Annotated in this window: 22 protein-coding genes and 1 tRNA gene; 15 read left to right on the top strand and 8 right to left on the bottom strand. The window is 64.7% G+C overall.

Features of this window, described 5'->3' with window-relative positions:
- The first annotated feature begins 295 nt into the window (after positions 1-295).
- From thrS to I4U41_RS11880, 12 genes are all read left to right on the top strand, one after another.
- Positions 296-2,197, top strand: coding sequence for a threonine--tRNA ligase (gene thrS, locus I4U41_RS11935; protein ID WP_206861318.1), 1,902 nt, complete (start codon positions 296-298; stop codon positions 2,195-2,197).
- Positions 2,198-2,263: 66 nt separating this feature from the next.
- A complete protein-coding gene (gene infC / locus I4U41_RS11930) occupies positions 2,264-2,785 on the top strand; it encodes a translation initiation factor IF-3 (RefSeq protein ID WP_206861645.1) in 522 nt (173 codons plus the stop codon).
- Between the two features lie 365 nt (positions 2,786-3,150).
- Positions 3,151-3,348 (top strand): 50S ribosomal protein L35, encoded by a 198-nt coding sequence (gene rpmI / locus I4U41_RS11925; protein ID WP_027083463.1) that lies wholly within the window; start codon positions 3,151-3,153, stop codon positions 3,346-3,348.
- A 13-nt stretch (positions 3,349-3,361) separates the two neighbouring features.
- Entirely contained in the window at positions 3,362-3,721 is a 360-nt protein-coding gene (gene rplT, locus I4U41_RS11920; protein ID WP_206861317.1) for a 50S ribosomal protein L20, read from the top strand.
- A gap of 214 nt (positions 3,722-3,935) precedes the next feature.
- Positions 3,936-4,931, top strand: coding sequence for a phenylalanine--tRNA ligase subunit alpha (pheS, locus tag I4U41_RS11915; protein WP_206861316.1), 996 nt, complete (start codon positions 3,936-3,938; stop codon positions 4,929-4,931).
- 97 nt (positions 4,932-5,028) lie between these two features.
- Positions 5,029-7,416, top strand: a complete 2,388-nt coding sequence (pheT, locus tag I4U41_RS11910; RefSeq protein WP_206861315.1) for a phenylalanine--tRNA ligase subunit beta — start codon at positions 5,029-5,031, stop codon at positions 7,414-7,416.
- 17 nt (positions 7,417-7,433) lie between these two features.
- The gene (gene ihfA, locus I4U41_RS11905; protein WP_115842431.1) at positions 7,434-7,736 is read left to right on the top strand and encodes an integration host factor subunit alpha; all 303 of its coding nucleotides are present in this window, start codon (positions 7,434-7,436) and stop codon (positions 7,734-7,736) included.
- The gene (locus tag I4U41_RS11900) at positions 7,729-8,085 is read left to right on the top strand and encodes a MerR family transcriptional regulator (RefSeq protein ID WP_115842430.1); all 357 of its coding nucleotides are present in this window, start codon (positions 7,729-7,731) and stop codon (positions 8,083-8,085) included. Before ihfA ends, I4U41_RS11900 begins: the two co-directional genes overlap by 8 nt.
- An 89-nt stretch (positions 8,086-8,174) precedes the next feature.
- Positions 8,175-8,251 (top strand) — tRNA-Pro (locus I4U41_RS11895).
- 179 nt (positions 8,252-8,430) lie between these two features.
- Positions 8,431-8,850 (top strand): hypothetical protein, encoded by a 420-nt coding sequence (locus I4U41_RS11890; protein WP_206861314.1) that lies wholly within the window; start codon positions 8,431-8,433, stop codon positions 8,848-8,850.
- 208 nt (positions 8,851-9,058) lie between these two features.
- The gene (locus I4U41_RS11885; RefSeq protein ID WP_206861313.1) at positions 9,059-10,294 is read left to right on the top strand and encodes an ATP-grasp domain-containing protein; all 1,236 of its coding nucleotides are present in this window, start codon (positions 9,059-9,061) and stop codon (positions 10,292-10,294) included.
- A 150-nt stretch (positions 10,295-10,444) separates the two neighbouring features.
- Positions 10,445-10,984 carry an MFS transporter gene (locus tag I4U41_RS11880; protein WP_206861312.1) on the top strand — a complete coding sequence of 180 codons (540 nt, stop codon included), beginning with the start codon at positions 10,445-10,447 and terminating at the stop codon, positions 10,982-10,984.
- Positions 10,985-11,321: 337 nt separating this feature from the next.
- On the opposite strand, the gene I4U41_RS11875 is transcribed toward I4U41_RS11880, so the two are convergent.
- The 4 genes from I4U41_RS11875 to I4U41_RS11860 all read right to left on the bottom strand — a co-directional run bounded on the left by I4U41_RS11875 (position 11,322) and on the right by I4U41_RS11860 (position 13,110).
- Positions 11,322-11,660, bottom strand: a complete 339-nt coding sequence (locus tag I4U41_RS11875; RefSeq protein WP_206861311.1) for a DUF4265 domain-containing protein — start codon at positions 11,658-11,660, stop codon at positions 11,322-11,324.
- Between the two features lie 256 nt (positions 11,661-11,916).
- Positions 11,917-12,327, bottom strand: coding sequence for a VOC family protein (locus tag I4U41_RS11870; protein WP_206861310.1), 411 nt, complete (start codon positions 12,325-12,327; stop codon positions 11,917-11,919).
- 233 nt (positions 12,328-12,560) lie between these two features.
- Positions 12,561-12,770: a hypothetical protein gene (locus I4U41_RS11865; protein WP_206861309.1), complete on the bottom strand. Its 210-nt coding sequence runs from the start codon at positions 12,768-12,770 to the stop codon at positions 12,561-12,563.
- A gap of 49 nt (positions 12,771-12,819) precedes the next feature.
- Positions 12,820-13,110, bottom strand: a complete 291-nt coding sequence (locus I4U41_RS11860) for a hypothetical protein (protein WP_206861308.1) — start codon at positions 13,108-13,110, stop codon at positions 12,820-12,822.
- A gap of 36 nt (positions 13,111-13,146) precedes the next feature.
- Between I4U41_RS11860 and I4U41_RS11855 the strand changes: the two genes are divergently transcribed.
- Positions 13,147-13,692 (top strand): response regulator, encoded by a 546-nt coding sequence (locus I4U41_RS11855; protein WP_206861307.1) that lies wholly within the window; start codon positions 13,147-13,149, stop codon positions 13,690-13,692.
- Between the two features lie 43 nt (positions 13,693-13,735).
- Here I4U41_RS11855 and I4U41_RS11850 read toward each other — a convergent pair whose 3' ends face one another.
- A complete protein-coding gene (locus tag I4U41_RS11850; protein WP_206861306.1) occupies positions 13,736-13,915 on the bottom strand; it encodes a DUF3606 domain-containing protein in 180 nt (59 codons plus the stop codon).
- A gap of 359 nt (positions 13,916-14,274) precedes the next feature.
- Here I4U41_RS11850 and I4U41_RS11845 point away from each other — a divergent pair, with 359 nt between their 5' ends.
- Positions 14,275-15,480, top strand: a complete 1,206-nt coding sequence (locus I4U41_RS11845; protein ID WP_206861305.1) for a right-handed parallel beta-helix repeat-containing protein — start codon at positions 14,275-14,277, stop codon at positions 15,478-15,480.
- A gap of 87 nt (positions 15,481-15,567) precedes the next feature.
- On the opposite strand, the gene I4U41_RS11840 is transcribed toward I4U41_RS11845, so the two are convergent.
- The 3 genes from I4U41_RS11840 to I4U41_RS11830 form a co-directional block, all read right to left on the bottom strand.
- Positions 15,568-16,002, bottom strand: a complete 435-nt coding sequence (locus I4U41_RS11840; RefSeq protein WP_206861304.1) for a DUF1801 domain-containing protein — start codon at positions 16,000-16,002, stop codon at positions 15,568-15,570.
- Positions 16,003-16,042: 40 nt separating this feature from the next.
- Complete coding sequence (locus tag I4U41_RS18385; RefSeq protein ID WP_242525129.1) at positions 16,043-16,582, bottom strand: DUF1801 domain-containing protein; 540 nt, start codon at positions 16,580-16,582, stop codon at positions 16,043-16,045.
- An 88-nt stretch (positions 16,583-16,670) separates the two neighbouring features.
- A complete protein-coding gene (locus I4U41_RS11830) occupies positions 16,671-16,856 on the bottom strand; it encodes a hypothetical protein (protein WP_206861303.1) in 186 nt (61 codons plus the stop codon).
- A 223-nt stretch (positions 16,857-17,079) separates the two neighbouring features.
- Here I4U41_RS11830 and I4U41_RS11825 point away from each other — a divergent pair, with 223 nt between their 5' ends.
- The gene (locus I4U41_RS11825) at positions 17,080-17,562 is read left to right on the top strand and encodes a cupin domain-containing protein (RefSeq protein WP_206861302.1); all 483 of its coding nucleotides are present in this window, start codon (positions 17,080-17,082) and stop codon (positions 17,560-17,562) included.
- The last annotated feature ends 26 nt before the right edge of the window (positions 17,563-17,588 follow it).

The following is a 17,588-nucleotide window of genomic DNA, read 5'->3' as shown; positions in this document are numbered from 1 at the left end:
TGGTTCGAACGGCGCGATCCTCACGGGGCGCGCCGTTCTTCTTTTCCGGGCCAGCCAGCGATCGCCGGCGTTGACTTGGCCGCCAGCAGCCCCAACACTTCCCGCATTCCCGGGCGATCGCCCGAAACACGAAACGAAGGTGGCCCGCGGCAAACCGCCGGCCGAGCGTGCGACATGAGCACTACCATCGCCCACCGCTGAGCGCCCACGACGCCCTTCCAGACGGCGCCGCGGCGCCGTTTTTCGTTTTCCGGTTCCCCATATCAGCCAGCCGCGCACCGCGCGCCCGCATCCCATGATCGCCATCACGCTCCCCGACGGCAGCCGCCGCGAGTTCGAAAATCCCGTTTCCGTGGCCGAAGTGGCCGCCTCCATCGGCGCCGGCCTGGCGAAGGCCGCGCTCGCCGGCAAGGTCGACGGCAAGCTGGTCGACACCAGCTACCGCATCGCCAACGACGCCTCGCTCGAGATCGTCACCGACAAGCATCCCGACGCGCTCGACGTCCTGCGCCACTCCACCGCGCACCTGCTCGCGCAGGCCGTGCAGCGCCTGTACCCCGGCGCGCAGGTCACCATCGGTCCGGTGATCGACAACGGCTTCTACTACGACTTCGCCTACGAGCGCCCGTTCACGCCGGAAGACCTGCCGGCCATCGAGGCCGAGATGCAGAAGATCGTCAAGGAATCGCTGCCGGTCTCGCGCAGCGTGAAGTCGCGCGACGACGCGGTGGCGTTCTTTCGCGGCCTGGGCGAGGCGTACAAGGCGGAGATCATCGAATCGATCCCGGCGAGCGAAGACCTCTCGCTGTACAGCCAGGGCGAGTTCACCGATCTGTGCCGCGGCCCACACGTGCCGTCCACGGACAAGCTGCGCGCGTTCAAGCTGATGAAGGTGGCTGGCGCGTACTGGCGCGGCGACCACAACAACGAGATGCTCAGCCGCATCTACGGCACGGCGTGGCTCAACGACAAGGACCTCAAGGCGTATCTGACGCAGCTGGAGGAAGCCGAGAAGCGCGACCACCGGAAGATCGCCAAGGCACAGGACCTGTTCCACCTGCAGGAAGAAGGCCCCGGCCTGATCTTCTGGCATCCGAAGGGCTGGTCGATCTGGCAGGTCGTCGAGCAGTACATGCGTCGCGTGTACCGCGAGACGGGCTATGGCGAAGTGCGTTGCCCGCAGATCCTCGACGTGTCGCTGTGGCAGAAATCCGGCCACTGGGACAACTACAAGGACAACATGTTCTTCACCGAGTCCGAGAAGCGGACCTACGCGCTGAAGCCCATGAACTGCCCGGGCCACGTGCAGGTGTTCAACCAGGGCCTGCACAGCTACCGCGACCTGCCGATCCGCTACGGCGAGTTCGGCGCGTGCCATCGCAACGAGCCTTCGGGCGCGCTGCACGGCATCCTGCGCGTGCGCGGCTTCACGCAGGACGACGGCCACATCTTCTGCACCGAGGACCAGATCGAATCCGAAGTGCGCGCCTTCCACGAGCAGGCGTTGAAGGTCTACGGCGATTTCGGCTTCACCGACATCCAGATCAAGATCGCGCTGCGCCCGGACTCCCGCCTGGGCGACGACGCCACGTGGGACAAGGCCGAGAACGCGCTGCGTTCGGCGCTCAGTGCCGCCGGCGTGGAGTGGCAGGAGCTGCCGGGCGAGGGCGCCTTCTACGGCCCGAAGATCGAATACCACCTGCAGGACGCCATTGGCCGCACCTGGCAGCTGGGCACGATGCAGGTGGACTTCATGATGCCGGGCCGCCTCGGCGCCGAATACGTCGACGAACACAGCCAGCGCCGCCACCCGGTGATGCTGCACCGGGCCATCGTGGGCTCGATGGAGCGCTTCATCGGCATCCTGATCGAGCACCACGCCGGCCAGTTCCCCGCCTGGCTGGCCCCGGTCCAGGCCGTGGTCATGAACATCACCGACGCCCAGGCCGACTACGTCGACGAAGTCCGGAAAACCCTTGCAAATCAAGGCTTCCGGGTCCATTCCGATTTGCGCAACGAGAAGATCGGCTATAAGATCCGCGAGCACACGCTGCAGCGCGTGCCTTACCTGCTGGTAGTCGGCGACCGCGAGAAGGAAAACGGCCAGATCGCCGTCCGCACGCGGGGAGGGGAGGATCTGGGGACGATGACCGTCTCCGATTTCGCCTCGCGTTTGCGCAGTGAAGGCGTACAGTAGCGCCTGCAGCCAGACCTGACCCCGGCCGCCACGGCGGCCGGCACGTTCCATACCGGAGATTGCAACATCAGTACCCCCGAGAAGCCGAATCGCAAGAACCAGGAAATCCGCGTCCCGCGCGTGCGCGTGATCGGCAGCGATGGCGAGATGATCGGCGTGCTCACGCGCGACGAAGCGCTGCGCATGGCCGAGGACGAGGATCTGGATCTTGTGGAGATCCAGCCGAACGCCGATCCGCCGGTCTGCAAGATCATGGACTTCGGCAAGTTCCGCTTCGAGCAGCAGAAAAAGGCCAACGAGGCCAAGAAGAAGCAGAAGCAGGTCGAGATCAAGGAACTCAAGTTCCGTCCCGTGACCGACGAGGGCGACTACCAGATCAAGCTGCGCAACATGCGCCGCTTCCTGGAAGAGGGCGACAAGGTCAAGGTCAACATCCGCTTCCGTGGCCGCGAGATGAGCCACCAGGAACTGGGCCGCGAGATGGCCGCACGCATCGAGGCCGACCTCGGCGAGGACATCGTCATCGAGTCGCGCCCGCGCCTGGAAGGCCGCCAGATGGTCATGATGATCGCGCCGAAGAAGAAGTGAGCCTCGCGTCGGCTCCCGCCGGCGGGAGCGGGCCAGGCAATGAGAGAGGGGCGCCGGAAGGCGCCCTTCGCTTTGCAGGGGCGGGCTGCGGCCCCGGCCGGCAGGCGGATCGGACAGAATCGACCCGCAGCGCCGCCTTCGCGCCAAACCCGCTGATTTTCAAAGAAAAGATTTGCAACCCGCCCGTCGGCCCCGCATAATGTGCGGCCCGGTTCGCCGGGTTTGTTGTTGCTGTATCACGGAACCTGTCTTGATCCTCCGCGTATTTTCTTGAGGATCAATGACTTACAAGCCGGCAGGGCAGGACGGAAAGAGTGGCCATGCCACCGCCCACGCCAGTCATCGAAATCCGAAAGGACATCGCAATGCCCAAGATCAAGACCAATCGGGCGGCGGCCAAGCGCTTCCGGAAGACCGCTTCCGGCAAGTACAAGTGCGGCCACGCCAACAAGAGCCACATCCTCACCAAGAAGGCGACCAAGCGGAAGCGCAACCTGCGGCAGACGAACCACGTTCGTGCCGAAGACGCAGGCCGTCTCGATCGCATGCTGCCGTATCTCTGAGGAGGGCTGAACAATGGCACGAGTCAAGCGTGGCGTGCAGGCGCGCCGTCGTCACAAGAAGATCCTGAAGCAGGCCAAGGGCTACTACCACGCCCGTCGCAAGGTTTTCCGCGTCGCCAAGCAGGCGGTCACGAAGGCCCTGCAGTACGCCTACATCGGTCGCAAGCAGAAGAAGCGCAACTTCCGTTCGCTGTGGATCACCCGCATCAACGCAGCTGCCCGCATCAACGGCCTGAGCTACAGCCGTTTCATGAACGGCCTGATGAAGGCCGGCATCACCCTCGACCGCAAGGTGCTGGCGGACATCGCCGTGCACGACGCGCAGGGTTTTGCGGCGCTGGCAGAGAAGGCGAAGGGCGCGCTCGCAGCGTAAGTTGTTCGCTTCACCGCGCGCCGGCCACGGTCGGCGCCGGTCGAATGCACAACGCAATACACGCATGGGGAAGGGCGCAAGTCCTTCCCCATGTTTCGTTTTGGGCGCCCGCATCGCGAACTGCGCGCCGGTATCGTCAATGCCGCGCGCGCGGCCGATAGCGGTGAACGACGGGCTTCAACGCAACACAACGATCGAAAAGGTTCGGCAGCACATGACCGGAATCGAATCACTGACCCAGCAGGCGCTGGCCGACATCGCCGCGGCGGAAACGCCGGACGCGATCGAAGCCCTTCGTGTGTCGCTGCTGGGCAAGAACGGCAGCGTGACCGCGCAGCTCAAGCAGCTGGGCGCATTGCCGGCCGACCAGCGCAAGACCGCCGGCGAAGCGATCAACAAGGCGCGCGACGAGCTCACGGCCGCGCTGACGCAGCGCCGCACCGTGCTCGACGACGCCGCGCTCAATGCGCGCCTGGCGTCGGAAAGCATCGACGTCACGCTGCCCGGCATCGACTCCGCGCGCGGTGGCCTGCATCCGGTCAGCCGCACGATGGAGCGCATCGCCGACATCTTCGGCCGCCTGGGCTTCGAGCTCAGCAACGGGCCGGAGATCGAGGACGACTGGCACAACTTCGAAGCGCTGAACTTCCCGCCGCACCATCCGGCGCGCGCGATGCACGACACGTTCTACTTCGGCGACGGCCGCCTGCTGCGCACGCACACCTCCGGCGTGCAGGTGCGCTACATGCAGGAACACCAGCCGCCGCTGCGCATGATCGCGCTGGGCAAGGTGTACCGCAGCGACAGCGACCAGACGCACACCCCGATGTTCCACCAGTGCGAAGGCCTGCTGGTCGACGAGCACGCCAGCTTCGCCGACCTCAAGGGCACGCTCGCCGAATTCGTGCGCGCGTTCTTCGAGCGCGACTTCGAGATGCGCTTCCGTCCGAGTTATTTCCCCTTCACCGAGCCCTCGGCCGAAGTGGACATCGCCTGGCAGCAGCCCGACGGTTCCACGCGCTGGCTGGAAGTGCTCGGCTGCGGCATGGTGCATCCGAACGTGCTGCGCAACGTCGGCATCGATCCGGAGAAGTACACCGGCTACGCGTTCGGCCTCGGTGTCGAGCGTTTCGCGATGCTGCGTTACGGGGTCGACGACCTGCGCAGCTTCTTCGACAACGATGTGCGTTTTTTGAAGCAGTTCGCCTGAAGCGGGAACCGGGAATGGGGAATGGGGAATCGTAGAAGCGAAACCCATCACCGCATTCCGGTTCCCGATTCACCATTCCCGATTCCCGGCTTTCACCATGAAATTCTCCGAAAACTGGCTGCGCCACCACGTTCCGACCACCGCTTCGCGCGACGAACTCGCCGCGACGCTGACCGCGATCGGCCTGGAAGTCGAAGAGGTCACGCCGCTGGGCGACTCGCTCGACGGCGTGGTCGTGGCGCGCATCGTCAGCGCGAGCAGGCACCCCGAAGCCGACCGCCTGCAGGTGTGCGAAGTCGACACCGGCAACGGCACCGTGCAGATCGTCTGCGGCGCGCCGAACGCGCGCGCGGGCCTGGTGGCGCCGCTCGCCACCGTCGGTGCGAACCTGCCGGGCGGTATCGCGATCAAGGCGGCCAAACTGCGCGGCGTGGAATCGTTCGGCATGCTGTGCTCGGCGAAGGAGCTGGGCGTCGATCCGGACGCCTCGGGCCTGCTCGAACTGCCCGACGGCGCCCCGGTCGGCACGCCGCTCGCGCAGTACCTCGGCCTGCCTGATGCCAGCATCGAGATCAAGCTGACGCCCAACCGTGCCGACTGCTTCAGCGTGCGCGGCATCGCGTACGACGTGGCCGCCGCGCTCGGCAGTGAAGTGAAGCCACTCGACGCCACCGACGTTTCCGCGCAGAGCGGGGCGACGATCCGCGTCGAGCTCGACGCCGGACCGCGCGTGCCACGCTTTGCAGGCCGCGTGATCGACAACGTCGACGCCACCGTGTCCACGCCGGCATGGATGGCCGAGCGCCTGCGCCGTAGCGGCGTGCGGCCGATCAGCTTCCTCGTGGACGTCACGCAGTACGTGATGCTCGAACTCGGCCAGCCGATGCACGCCTTCGACAAGGACACGCTGGAAGGCGACGTCGTCGTGCGCCCGGCCCGTGCCGGCGAATCGCTCAAGCTGCTCGACGGGCGCACCGTCGAACTCGACGACGATTTCCTCGTCGTTTCCGACAGCACCGGTGGCAAGGGTGCGCGCGCCGTCGCACTGGGCGGCATCATGGGCGGCTACGACACGCGGGTGACCGACACCACGCGCAACGTGTTCCTCGAAGCCGCGCATTGGATTCCGTCGGCGATCATCGGCCGCAGCCGCAAGCTCGGCCTGCACACCGACGCCGGCCACCGATTCGAACGCGGCGTCGATCCGGAACTGCCGCGCATCGCGGTGGAATACGCGACGAAGCTGATCGTCGACATCGCAGGCGGCGTGCCGGGCCCGACGCTGGACGTGACGCTCACCGAACACCTGCGCAAGCCGCAGCCGATCGTACTGCGCCGTGCGCGCCTGGCACGCGTGCTGGGACTGACGGTCGCCGATGCCGAGGTCGAACGCATCCTGAGCGCGCTTGGCCTGCAGGTCGAAACCGTCGCCGACGGTTGGCGCGTGGTGCCGCCAACCCGTCGATTCGATCTGGAAATCGAAGAGGACCTGATCGAGGAAATCGCTCGCATCCACGGCTACGACACGATCCCGACGACGCTGCCCGCCGGCGCCGCGCGCCTGGTGGCGCCGAGCGAAACCCGCGTCGACGAATCCACCGCGCGCCGCCAGCTCGCCTCGCGCGATTACCTGGAAGCGGTGAACTACGCCTTCGTCGATGCCGACCTGCTCGCGACGTGGGGCCTCACCGACGGCAGCGTGCCGTTGGCCAATCCGCTCAGCGGCGAACTCGGTGTCATGCGCACCGCGCTGCTGCCGGGCCTGGTCGCCGCGCTCGCGCGCAACGCCGCGCGCCAGCAGCCGCGCGTGCGCCTGTTCGAGCTGGGCAATGTGTTCCGCGCCAACGCGGGCGATGCGCCGATCGAAACCGGCCGCATCGCCGCCGCCGCGTGCGGCGACGTGCATGCGGAGCAGTGGGGGGCCACGGCACGTACCATCGGCTTCCACGATCTGAAGGGCGACCTCGACAGCCTCGCCGCGCTTGCCGGTGCCTCGCTCGACTACCGCGCCTCCCAGCCCGCCTGGGCGCATCCGGGGCGTTCGGCCGACGTGTACCGCGACGGCGTGAAGCTCGGCTGGATCGGCCAGTTGCACCCGCGCCTGCAACGCGCGCTGGAACTGGACGTGGACGTGATCGCTTTCGAGCTCGACCTGTCGCCCCTGTTCAGCCGCGCCGTGCCACGCGCCGGTGCCCTGTCGAAATACCCGTCCGTCCGCCGGGACCTCGCGTTCGTCGTCCCGGAGAACGTCGAATGGGCCGCCATCGGCCAGGCCGTGAAGACCGCCGCGGGCCCGTTCCTGCGCGATCTGGTGCTGTTCGATCGCTACCAGGGCAAGGGCGTTGAACCGGGTTTCAAAAGTCTCGCTATGGGCTTGATTCTGCAGGATGAATCGCGCACCCTGACTGACCGTGACGTCGATTCCGCAGTGGCGTGCGTGACCGACGCGCTGCAGCGGGAGTACGGGGCAACGATCCGCGGCTGAGGTTGAGGAAAGCGACGATGGCATTGACCAAGGCCGAGATGGCCGAACGCCTGTTCGACGAAGTCGGGCTGAACAAGCGGGAGGCGAAGGAATTCGTGGACGCGTTCTTCGACGCGCTGCGCGAGGCGCTGGAGCACGGTCGCCAGGTGAAGCTTTCCGGGTTCGGCAACTTCGACCTGCGCCGCAAGAACCAGCGTCCGGGCCGCAACCCGAAGACCGGCGAGGAGATCCCGATCTCCGCCCGCACCGTGGTGACCTTCCGCCCCGGCCAGAAACTGAAGGAACGCGTGGAAGCCTATTCCGGAGCTGAGCATGCTTGACCCCGGCAGCAATCGCGAACTCCCGCCGATCCCGGCCAAGCGCTACTTCACCATCGGTGAGGTCAGCGAGCTGTGCGACGTGAAGCCGCACGTGCTGCGCTATTGGGAAACCGAGTTCCCGATGCTCAACCCGGTCAAACGTCGTGGCAACCGACGGTACTACCAGCGCCACGAGGTGCTGATGGTGCGCCAGATCCGCGGCCTGCTGTACGAGCAGGGCTACACCATCGGCGGCGCGCGTCTGCGCCTGGAAGGCGAGACGGCGAAGGACGAGTCCGCGCTGAGCTCGCAGATCATCCGCCAGGTGCGGATGGAGCTGGAAGAAGTCCTGCAGCTGCTGCGACGCTGAATCGCCGCGAGGAAACGCCGCGGTGGCCGCGGCGAGGGTTCAACCGTTATACTTGCCGCCCGCTCGCAAGGGCGGCACAAGCAACACGTCGGGGCGTAGCGCAGCCTGGTAGCGCATCTGCCTGGGGGGCAGAGGGTCGTCGGTTCGAATCCGGCCGTCCCGACCATCTTGCGGAATCGAATTTTTCTCCCGCTGCATGCGGGAGTGCAGTTTCCACTTTGTTCGCAAGGTGTTGCGCGAGTCGATGGGACTTCGCGCTTTCGGCCTGATGCCGATTTCTCCTCTTAATGCGCTCTCTCCTCCGCTGTTATCTCCGTGCGCGGGGACTTCGCCGTTCGCGGTCCCGTGGCGCAGTTGGTCGGTCACGGCGTGCAGGCCGGCGTGAATGCGCTGGTGAACGAGCCGGCGCCGAGCCTGTCCGGCCTGGTGACCGGAAGGGCTGCAGAGCCGCAGACCCTGCCGCAACGCCTGCGTCAGTACGTCAACGACACCGTGGCCGCCGACGATGCCGCGCTGCGTCAGCGCGAACTCGATTACCAGCAGCGCACGCAGGGCAGCTTCGGCGGCGATGTGGGTGGCGTGGTCGGCAGTGTGCTGCCGTACCTGGCACCGACGCGGGCGTTGCAGGCGCTGGGCACACGCGTCGCCGGTGCCGTGCTGCCTGCCACCCGCGCTGCGGGCGTGCTTGGACGCGCCGTGTCCGGTGCCACGCAGGGCGCGGTCACGGCCGCCACGCAGCCGGTGCTCGGTGAAGATTGCCGCTAGTGCTTCTGCTCTCAAAGTAGTCAACAACATTCTGAGCAGCATCCCTGACCACCCCGTCATCGCGGATCAGCAAGCGCGTTTGATCGACTTGGTCAGGGACAAGGGCATCAGTTATCTGGATCCCCTGGTGAGTCGCTGGGCCACCCAGTTGTATGAGCCCACGACCTCGATATCACTAAGCTAATCAATCTGCGATGGAAGACGGTTTATGAATGTTTTGCTGTTGGGCGGTGCAAGGCAGTGCCACGAAGGTTTGAGGGACATCAGTCAGCGAATCGTGCTCTTCACGAGGAAGAGCGCGTACGCATTCAATAGCTACATGGCTAAAGCAGACTTGGAGTTCCCCTACGAGAACGTTCACCTGTTCGCCGATGAAGAAGGTGTTGAGGACTACGTCAGGCTCGCGAAGCTGCTGCACGCAGAAAGGCCGTTTGACGCAATCTGCTGTTTCCATGATGGCTATCAAGAGATCGCGATAAACGTTGCAGAAGTTCTCGCGATCGATATGAAGTTGAGCTTAGAGACTCTGCGCAACATTATGGACAAGGACAGGGCGCGCGCAGTCCTGAGAGCGGCAGGACTAGACTCGACCGAATTCATGTTAGTCGACACCGAACAGCAGCTCCTTACAAAGGCTGAGCAGCTTGGCTTTCCGCTGGTGATGAAGCCGCATGATGCGACCGCGAGCTCGGGCGTCTCCATCATCATGAACGTCGCGGAGGTTGCGCTGGCCGCTGACTATTATAGGAGATCCAAGGGCGGCTACCCAGCAATGCTGGAGCGGTTCCATGAAGGCCCTGAGTTCAGCGTCGAGGGCTTCTCTGAAGGCGGTGTGCATCGCATCCTTGCTATTACCCGGAAGTATGTCCATCAAAGCTCGCGAGTGGAAATCGGGCACGTGATTCCGGCCCGCCTGAGTGTCGAGGATGAGGAGCAAGTCAAGAATTACGTCATTGATGTGATCGAGGCTCTCGGCATTACAGACGGCCCGACCCACACGGAGATCATCCTCACCAAGGATGGGCCTAGGTTCATCGAAACCCATACGAGGGGCGGCGGTGATTACATCTGGGAACTGGTGAGGTTGAGCACGGGCGTGAACCTCACTTCAATCACGGCTAGGCAATCAGTTGGCGAGCCTGTTCTAGATTCTGTGATTGCCAGTGATTCGCAAGCGAAATCCGCAGCGATCTGGTTTTTGTTCCCCGACGAGGGGGTCGAGGGACGCTTGTATGACGTGACCAATGTGCGCGCAGCCGAGGTTCTGGATGGCGTTTACGACGTCAGCATTCTGAAGGATCGCGGCGAGAAGGTCGGGCCCGTGCAAAACTCGTTCGATCGGATCGCAAAAGTGATCGCGCTTTCAGATGATCCGGATACGGCTATCGAGATTGCGAAGGCGGGCAGCGCCTTGCTGCGTCTCCAGTTGATGTCCGAGTGCTGAGCAGGTCCCGGCGGGCTTCATGTTTGGCGTGGCTGAACTGGGGGTGCGCGGAAGGGGCGCGAGAGTCGCGCACGCAGCCGACGTGCTTGGAGATGGCGCGTCGCCGCCACGTCCCGCCTCTGGCGAAAGCTAATCAGCAAGGTCTTGTCGATGTACCAGATAGCAATCGCCGAACTCGCCGTGAATGTCGCCCGAGGCCTGTTCACGCTGACGCTTGGCATGCTCTTGTACAAGCTCACGGGCGACCTGTGGGCCTTTACGTTTGTGTATGTCAGCGAGTTCCTGGCCTCATTCCTATTGCAGGGACTCGCAGGGGCTGCCGCCGACAGGTTCGGAGCGCGCAGAGTGTTGCTTGTTACGCTCTCGATTCTTGTGTCGGCATTGGTGATTCTGTGCGTATCAGTCGGGGGTAGGCCGCTCAGCGCCATCGCGCTGACGGTCGCTGCGCTGGCCATGAACTTGTCAAGGCCCTTCATCATCAACGCCGCGTTCGTCCTCATGGCGGAGATATCTGAAGTCAGGTCGGTCAGGATCGAACGAGTTACAGGGACACGAACCGGTCTTGCCGAGGACAGGCGGCCGAACAGCCCCGTGTCAACACTTCAACTCGCGCGCGTGTCGTTCTCTAGTGTGCATGGAACTGGTGCGGGATTAGAGCTCATCGGCGACTTGAATGCTTCGCGCGACTGAAGGCATGAATGTGTCGACTTCACCTGTACAGGAGTTGATGGATGGACACAATCGAAGCACAGCGCCGGCACGTCTCCCCGCTGGGACGAAAGTTCTGGACCTACGAGGGCATTGAGCCGCGCGATCACACGCTGGCAGCGCTGACCGGGATGCTGATGGGCGTGCATGCGCTGGCACGCGTACTGGCCAACAGCGACGCGTTCCGGGGGCAGCTCGAGAGCAGCCAAGAGCCACCCCTGAAGCAGCTACCCTTGGATGTGTCGATCACCGAGGGTTTGTTCGCGGCGCTCTATTTCCTCAGCGAGCATGCGCAGGAGACTGCTGAGGAACTACTGGGTCAACCCGGCGCCATCCCTTCGTCGCTGCAACCGAGATTGATCAAGCCCTGTAGCACGCCCTCCGTCCCGCTACCGGCTGATGCGGAGGGGACGAGGATAACGCGAACGGTTCGATTACCAGACCTCTCCACGACAGACTGGAAGGTGGGCATTCCTTCCTGGGGATCGAAGGGGGCGTATACCGTGTCTTGCCAGGAGACTCCGTAGGCGCAGAACGGCGAGTTGTCCAACTTGTACAGATCGTTGCCGAGTGGAACTGCCCACAGCGTCTCGACTGACGCGGATCCATCATCTTCAGGGATGCGGAATAGCACCTTGGCGGTGGGGTCATTGCTCATGCGTCACCAAACATGCGTATGTCCGCCATGGTTCGGAAGCGGACATTAGCACTCCCTCGGCCGACGCGACGCGCGCGGCCGTGTCACCCCCGTACCCGCCGGATGGAGCTCCTGAGGCGCCATCCACATGACATCGCGCTTGTTCCCCGCCCCTCAGGAAACGGCTGCTCGAGCACACGCTGCGCACGGGCGATGCCCTAGGACGACGATCGACGCGACCGCGGGCAGTACGCATTCGCCGGCTAACGTAGCGGAGCTACTGCCGGTTCATTGCGATGCCCCGTGCTCGCCGGATCTGCGCCTGAGCCAACATCAGGACATAACCGTCCGGGTCGCACAGCCGGAACTCGCCGCCGGGCATGTAGAACGGATGCCTGATTTCGCCCGGCTCGTGGCCGAGAGCCAGCAGCGTTGCATGCACCTGCCTGATGTCGCCGTAGTACAGATAGAAGAGCACCGCCTGCTGGCTCGCCTCCACGGGCGCGGATGCCGCGCCCACCATCAGGTTCGCCTTCCCGCTTTCAAGCCACGCCCATACGGGAACCGTGCTGCCTTCCTGCACGACGCTGTTCGCAACGTGGAAGCCCAGGTCGGAATAGAACCGGATGGTCCGTTCCACATCGGCCACGTGAGCGAACGCCACGAGATCCCTCGTTGAGACTTCCATGCGCGACTCCTTTCGTACCCGCCGCGTCGATCGCGATCGAGAGGCAGGCTGCCTTGCGTGAGGACGAAGGCGTGACATTACCATCCAACTGCACACGCTTCCTGCGCGCCGCCGGCATGGCCCACGGCGCGTCCGGAACATCGTCTGCCATCCCCAGGAACGTGCGGGGCGGCTGGCTGCATTGAAGCGTCAGTCGCCCCGGTCGTCGGTGCCGCGAGAGTGCATTCCCCTTGTTACTGCCAGGTGGAAACGTCCTGTCGATACCCCATCGCTTCCTGCAGTTGTTCGGTGAGTTTGCAGGCGCTTTCGTCGGGGCTGTGGACGAAGCGGATCTGCAGTCCGTGCGGGCTGGTGATGATGATGGTGCAGTTCGGCCATCCGCATGCGGGGCCGTGCACTTCCAGCCTCCAGTCGGGCGGCAACGTATGCAAGGGCTGTGTCATGGTGGGCTCCCTTCGATGTTGGCGTGGACGGAAACGGCTTCGTGTGTTCTCACTCGCAGCCGGCGATCCGCTGCAGTGAAGGGAAGCCGTCCTTCCCGATCTGTTCCGGTCGTGCGATGCGAAGCGATGGATCGGCCTGTTCGCAAGGCGATTGCAAAGCGCGAAGGTCGGCCTCGAACTCGCGCGTGATGTCGCAGGCGAACTGGAATGGCTTGTGGGTAAAGGTGATCTCCTGTCCGTGTGGGGTCGTAAGTCGAAGACAGCATTCCCGACGTTCGCGCGAAGGCGGCAATGCTTCGAGTCGCCAGCCTGGCGGCAGGCATTGGATGGCCAGATTCATTCGGACTGCTCCCTGTACAGTTCGCTATGACCCTATATGAACAAACGCGGCTTCCACGTGAAGCCAGCCACGCACGGCGCATGCGTTCACACGTGGTGCTCGAGTTCGGTTCGGTGGGGTGACTGGCGCTACACGCCGCTTCGACGCTTTTCCGACAACGGCGGGTTAGCATCGGTCCGCAGGGGGCTACATGACTGGGAGACGCCGATGCGCCGCTCGTGTTCCATGCTCTTCGTCGAGGACAGTTACCTGCTGGCGCAGACCGCCGTGCAGGCGTTGAGTGCGGCCGGACTCGACGTGCGCGCGGTGCCCGACGCGCAAGCCGCGCTGCAGTTGTTCCAGCAGGAAAACTTCGACTGCGCGGTGATCGACGTCGAACTGCCCGGCGGCATGGGCGGCGTTGAACTCGCGTGCGCGATGCAGCGGATCAGGCCGGGTTTTCCGGTGGTATTGGCGACGGGATACGACGCGCAAAGCAGCGGGGCGCCCGCGCATGTTCCCGTCCTGCAGAAGCCCTACCGCTTCGAGGACATCCTTTCCGCGATCTCCACGCCGGGCGCTTCCGGGGAATGCGCGCGCTGAAGGCGGGCTCCGCCCTGAAGAGTCCGCTTGTGCGACAGCGCCCTCAACGGCTGCGGAGGTATTCGCGTACCTCCGAGACCGACGCGCCGACCGCACGCACGGCCTCGCGCAGCTCCTCTTCGGTGACGTCGAGCGCCTGCGTCCAATAGCGCAGTTCGTGTTCCTGGTTGACGTTGATGCGCGAACGGTCGGGCTCGCCGCGGGTGTTCGGGTCGTCGCTCATGAGGGATCTCCGGAAACCGATCGCAAGCGTAGCCCGCGATGCGTGAGCGACCCCGTCATGCATGTGAAGAGCCAAGCGACTCCAATCCCGGGAACGGAAGAATCGCTCGCAGGCGCAGTCAGAAACGTGAAGAGGCAACGCGTCTGACCGATTCGCCCGATATTTCTTGAGCTAAACCACAAATACGCAAAGTCACGCACGCATGTTCATCTCCGTCAGCGTGGCGTGAGCTAAGGTGCGCACCAGTCACGAACATCATCGTGACGTGATGACCAGGCGAAGACGGTGTGAGCACACATGTTCTTCGCTTCGTCTCCGTGCCTGCCCAGCTCTCGCTGATTTTTACTCCGGAAACGAACGTGAACGATAACCGTGCGACCCGCGCGGCCGGTATGCCGCGCCGCGAATTCATCCAGAAGTCCCTCATCCTGTCGGTCCCGCCGGTGCTCGGCTTTGCCGGTATCGGCAAGGTGTTCGCGGCCGGTGCCACCACCGCCAACACCTACGCGCCGCCGGTGCGCGCGCGCGGCACCGCGGTGGTAAGCGTGAAGAACCATGGCGCCTATGGCGACGGCGTGCATGACGACACTGCCGCGTTCCAGAAGGCGATCAACGCGCTGCCGTCGACCGGCGGCACGGTGACGGTGCCGGCCGGCACCTACATCATCGATCCGACCGTCAACGTGCGCCTGCGCAGCAAGATGCGCCTGCAGATGGATCCCAATGCGATCCTGAAGGCCAAGAGCAACGCCGCCGAGCGCGCCTACGTGCTCATGGTCTACATGGTGAGCGACGTCGAGATCTCCGGCGGTCGCATCATCGGCGATCGCGACACGCACCTGGGCACGACCGGCGAATGGGGCCACGGCATCATGGTGCGCGGCGCCAACCGCGTGACCGTGCGCGACATCCACATCTCCAACTGCTGGGGCGACGGAATGTCGATCGGCGGCGCGATGCAGACCAATGCGCCGACGATTCCGTCGGTGGACGTGGTCGTCGCGAACATTGTCTCGACCAACAACCGCCGCCAGGCGCTGACGATCGGCTGCTCGCGCACCGTGAAGGTGTACGACAGCGAATTCAGCAACTCCAACGGCATCGCGCCGGAGTGCGGCATCGACATCGAGCCGGACATCAACGACCTGCGCACGACCGAAACCGTGCACATCCAGAACTGCCTGATCCGCAACAACAAGGGCAATGGCATCCTGGTGTACAAGCGCGTCAAGGGCGTGACGGTCAAGTCGTGCACGATGGAATACAACGGCGGCTACGGCCTGCTGACCGTCGGTGCGGTCTCCGGCTACATCGCGCAGAACCGCTTCCTGCACAACAACCTGTGCGGCCTGATGTTCAGCTCGACCACCAACGACTACCAGGCCAGCGGCAACGTGTTCCGCAACAACTACACGAAGATCTTCGGCCTCAACACCGTGGACAAGCCGCTGGTGACGATGACGGGGATCCTTCCCGGCCCGATGCCGAAGGGCAACGATCCGCACGTGCAGAAGTCCAGCACGACGACGAACATCCGCGTCACGACCAACCAGTATGCGATGTAAGCCGTGATGTGCGCCGTCGCCGGGGCGAGGGCGCACATGTTTTCCGGGAACGCCGCGGAACACCCGCGGCGTTTTTCTTCTGGGTGGTTACTTCGCTGCGGCCACGCTCTTCCTGCGTGTCTTCTTCGTCGCGTTCAACGCGACCGCGGCGCGGATCAGCGTCTTCAGTGCGTCCTCGTCGATCTCGTCGCCTTCGTGCAGGTCGATCGCGCGTCGCGTATTGCCGTCCAGGCTCGAATTGAACAGGCCGGCCGGATCGTCCAGCGACGCGCCTTTCGCGAAGGTCAGCTTGACGTGCTGCTTGTAGGTTTCGCCGGTGCAGAGGATGCCATCGTGCGACCACACCGGCACGCCGCGCCATTTCCATTCCTCGATCACGTCCGGGTCGGCCTGCCGGATGATCTTGCGCACGCGCGCGAGCGTCTTGCCGCGCCAGTCGCCGAGTTCTTCGATGCGCGCATCGATGAGGCGCGAGGCGTCCGCGTGCGCGTCCGTGCTGCCGTTGCCGTTCTGCTTCTTCATAAGATGGTCTCGTCGGATTGGTCGGCGATCGCGCCAGCCGCTACATTTTTTCGCCGGGCAGCTTGCTGGCCTGGCGGATCCACGTCGCGAACTGCACCTCGTCCACGGCGTCGTCCTCGTGGATGTCGAGGTAGCGCACGTGCGCCATCTTCGATTCGCCCGGCGGCACAGGCTTGAGCGACGCGCCGCGGAAGAAGGACACCTTGATGTAGCGCGTGAAGCAGTGCACGCCGAGGAACCAGCCTTCATCGCCAGGTGCGCCGTAGAGCGGCGAGTTCCACTTCACCGCCTTGCGCACGTCGGGGACGGTCTTCTCGATCAGCGCGTCGAGGCGGCGCCACGCATCGCGCTTCCAGCCCGGCATGGCCGCGATGTAGGCCTGCACGGGCTCATCGCCATGGCCCTTGGGTATCTGCGGATTGCCACCGGAAAGCAGTTTCGGCCCGTCCTGCTTCGTAGCCGCCGCCTTGCGCGGGGACGTGCTGCTGACCGCCTTCTTCGCGGTGGTTTTCGCGGCCGCCTTGCTGGCGGCCTTCTTCACGACGGAACTCGCTTTCCTGGAGGTCGTCTTGGCGGGCATCCGGGCTCATCCTTACAACGCGGGACGCGCCGGAGGATAGCACCGCCTGCGGGAGCGGCCAGCTGCACGCCGCCCCGGAACATGCCGCTCAGGAAAGCGCCAGCGCCTCTCTCCCTGCGACGGCGCTTTCCCGAGCCGGCTCGTCGGCGAAAGCTCCGATCACGAACGGCGCGTTGCAGGCATAGCCCTGCAGGATGCCGTCGTTGCTGACGACGTCGAATCCCACGGCCACGTGGTCCTGCCACAACGCGTTTCGTTCTGCCGACTTCTCCATCTCCTGCCCCTCATGCGGATGAGGTGCGCAATCTCCGCGATGCACGGTGAGGAGGTGGTGAAGTGGCCGACGCGTTCGCCGCGAGCGCGCCGGACCCTCAGACAGGATCGCGTGCGGCGCGAGGGACGGTTGCGGCATGCGCGGGTCTGGCTTGCCGGATCGCCTGGTTCCGCAGGTTTTTCGACTTGGAACGCGCGGCGGCCAGCGCGGCTACGATGGGGCCATGGACACCTCCGGACCGACCGCGCGCCGTCTCATCGCCGACCTGCAACTGGTCCCGCATCCCGAGGGCGGCCATTACCGCCGCGTGTACGAATCGGCGCTGCCGGTCGAACATGGCGGGTATCGGCGCCCGGCGCTGACGGCCATCCAGTTCCTGCTGGCGGAGGGCGAGGCGAGCCGCTGGCACCGGGTCGACGCCGACGAGACCTGGCACTGGCAGGACGGCGGGCCGCTGGAGTTGCAGGAATTCGACGCCGACGATGGCGTGCTTCGCACCATCCGGCTGGACAGCGCCGCGCGAGGCGGCCCGGCGATGCACGTCGTGCGCGCGGGGCGCTGGCAGGCCGCGCGCCCGCTGTCTGCGTATACGCTGGTCGCGTGCACGGTCGCGCCGGGATTCGTCTGGGACGGCTTCGCGTTGCTCGATCCGGCAAGTGCGGTCGCGCAGGCCCTGCGTGAGGCTGGCGCGTGGTCGCCGGCATGAACGGGAACTCGTGATCGCGGAGGCGG

The organism is Lysobacter changpingensis (genome assembly GCF_017308985.1).
Classification (GTDB): Bacteria; Pseudomonadota; Gammaproteobacteria; order Xanthomonadales; family Xanthomonadaceae; genus Lysobacter_J; species Lysobacter_J changpingensis.
Note: the sequence above shows the minus strand (reverse complement) of the source record. Positions and strands in the feature narration are given on the sequence as shown.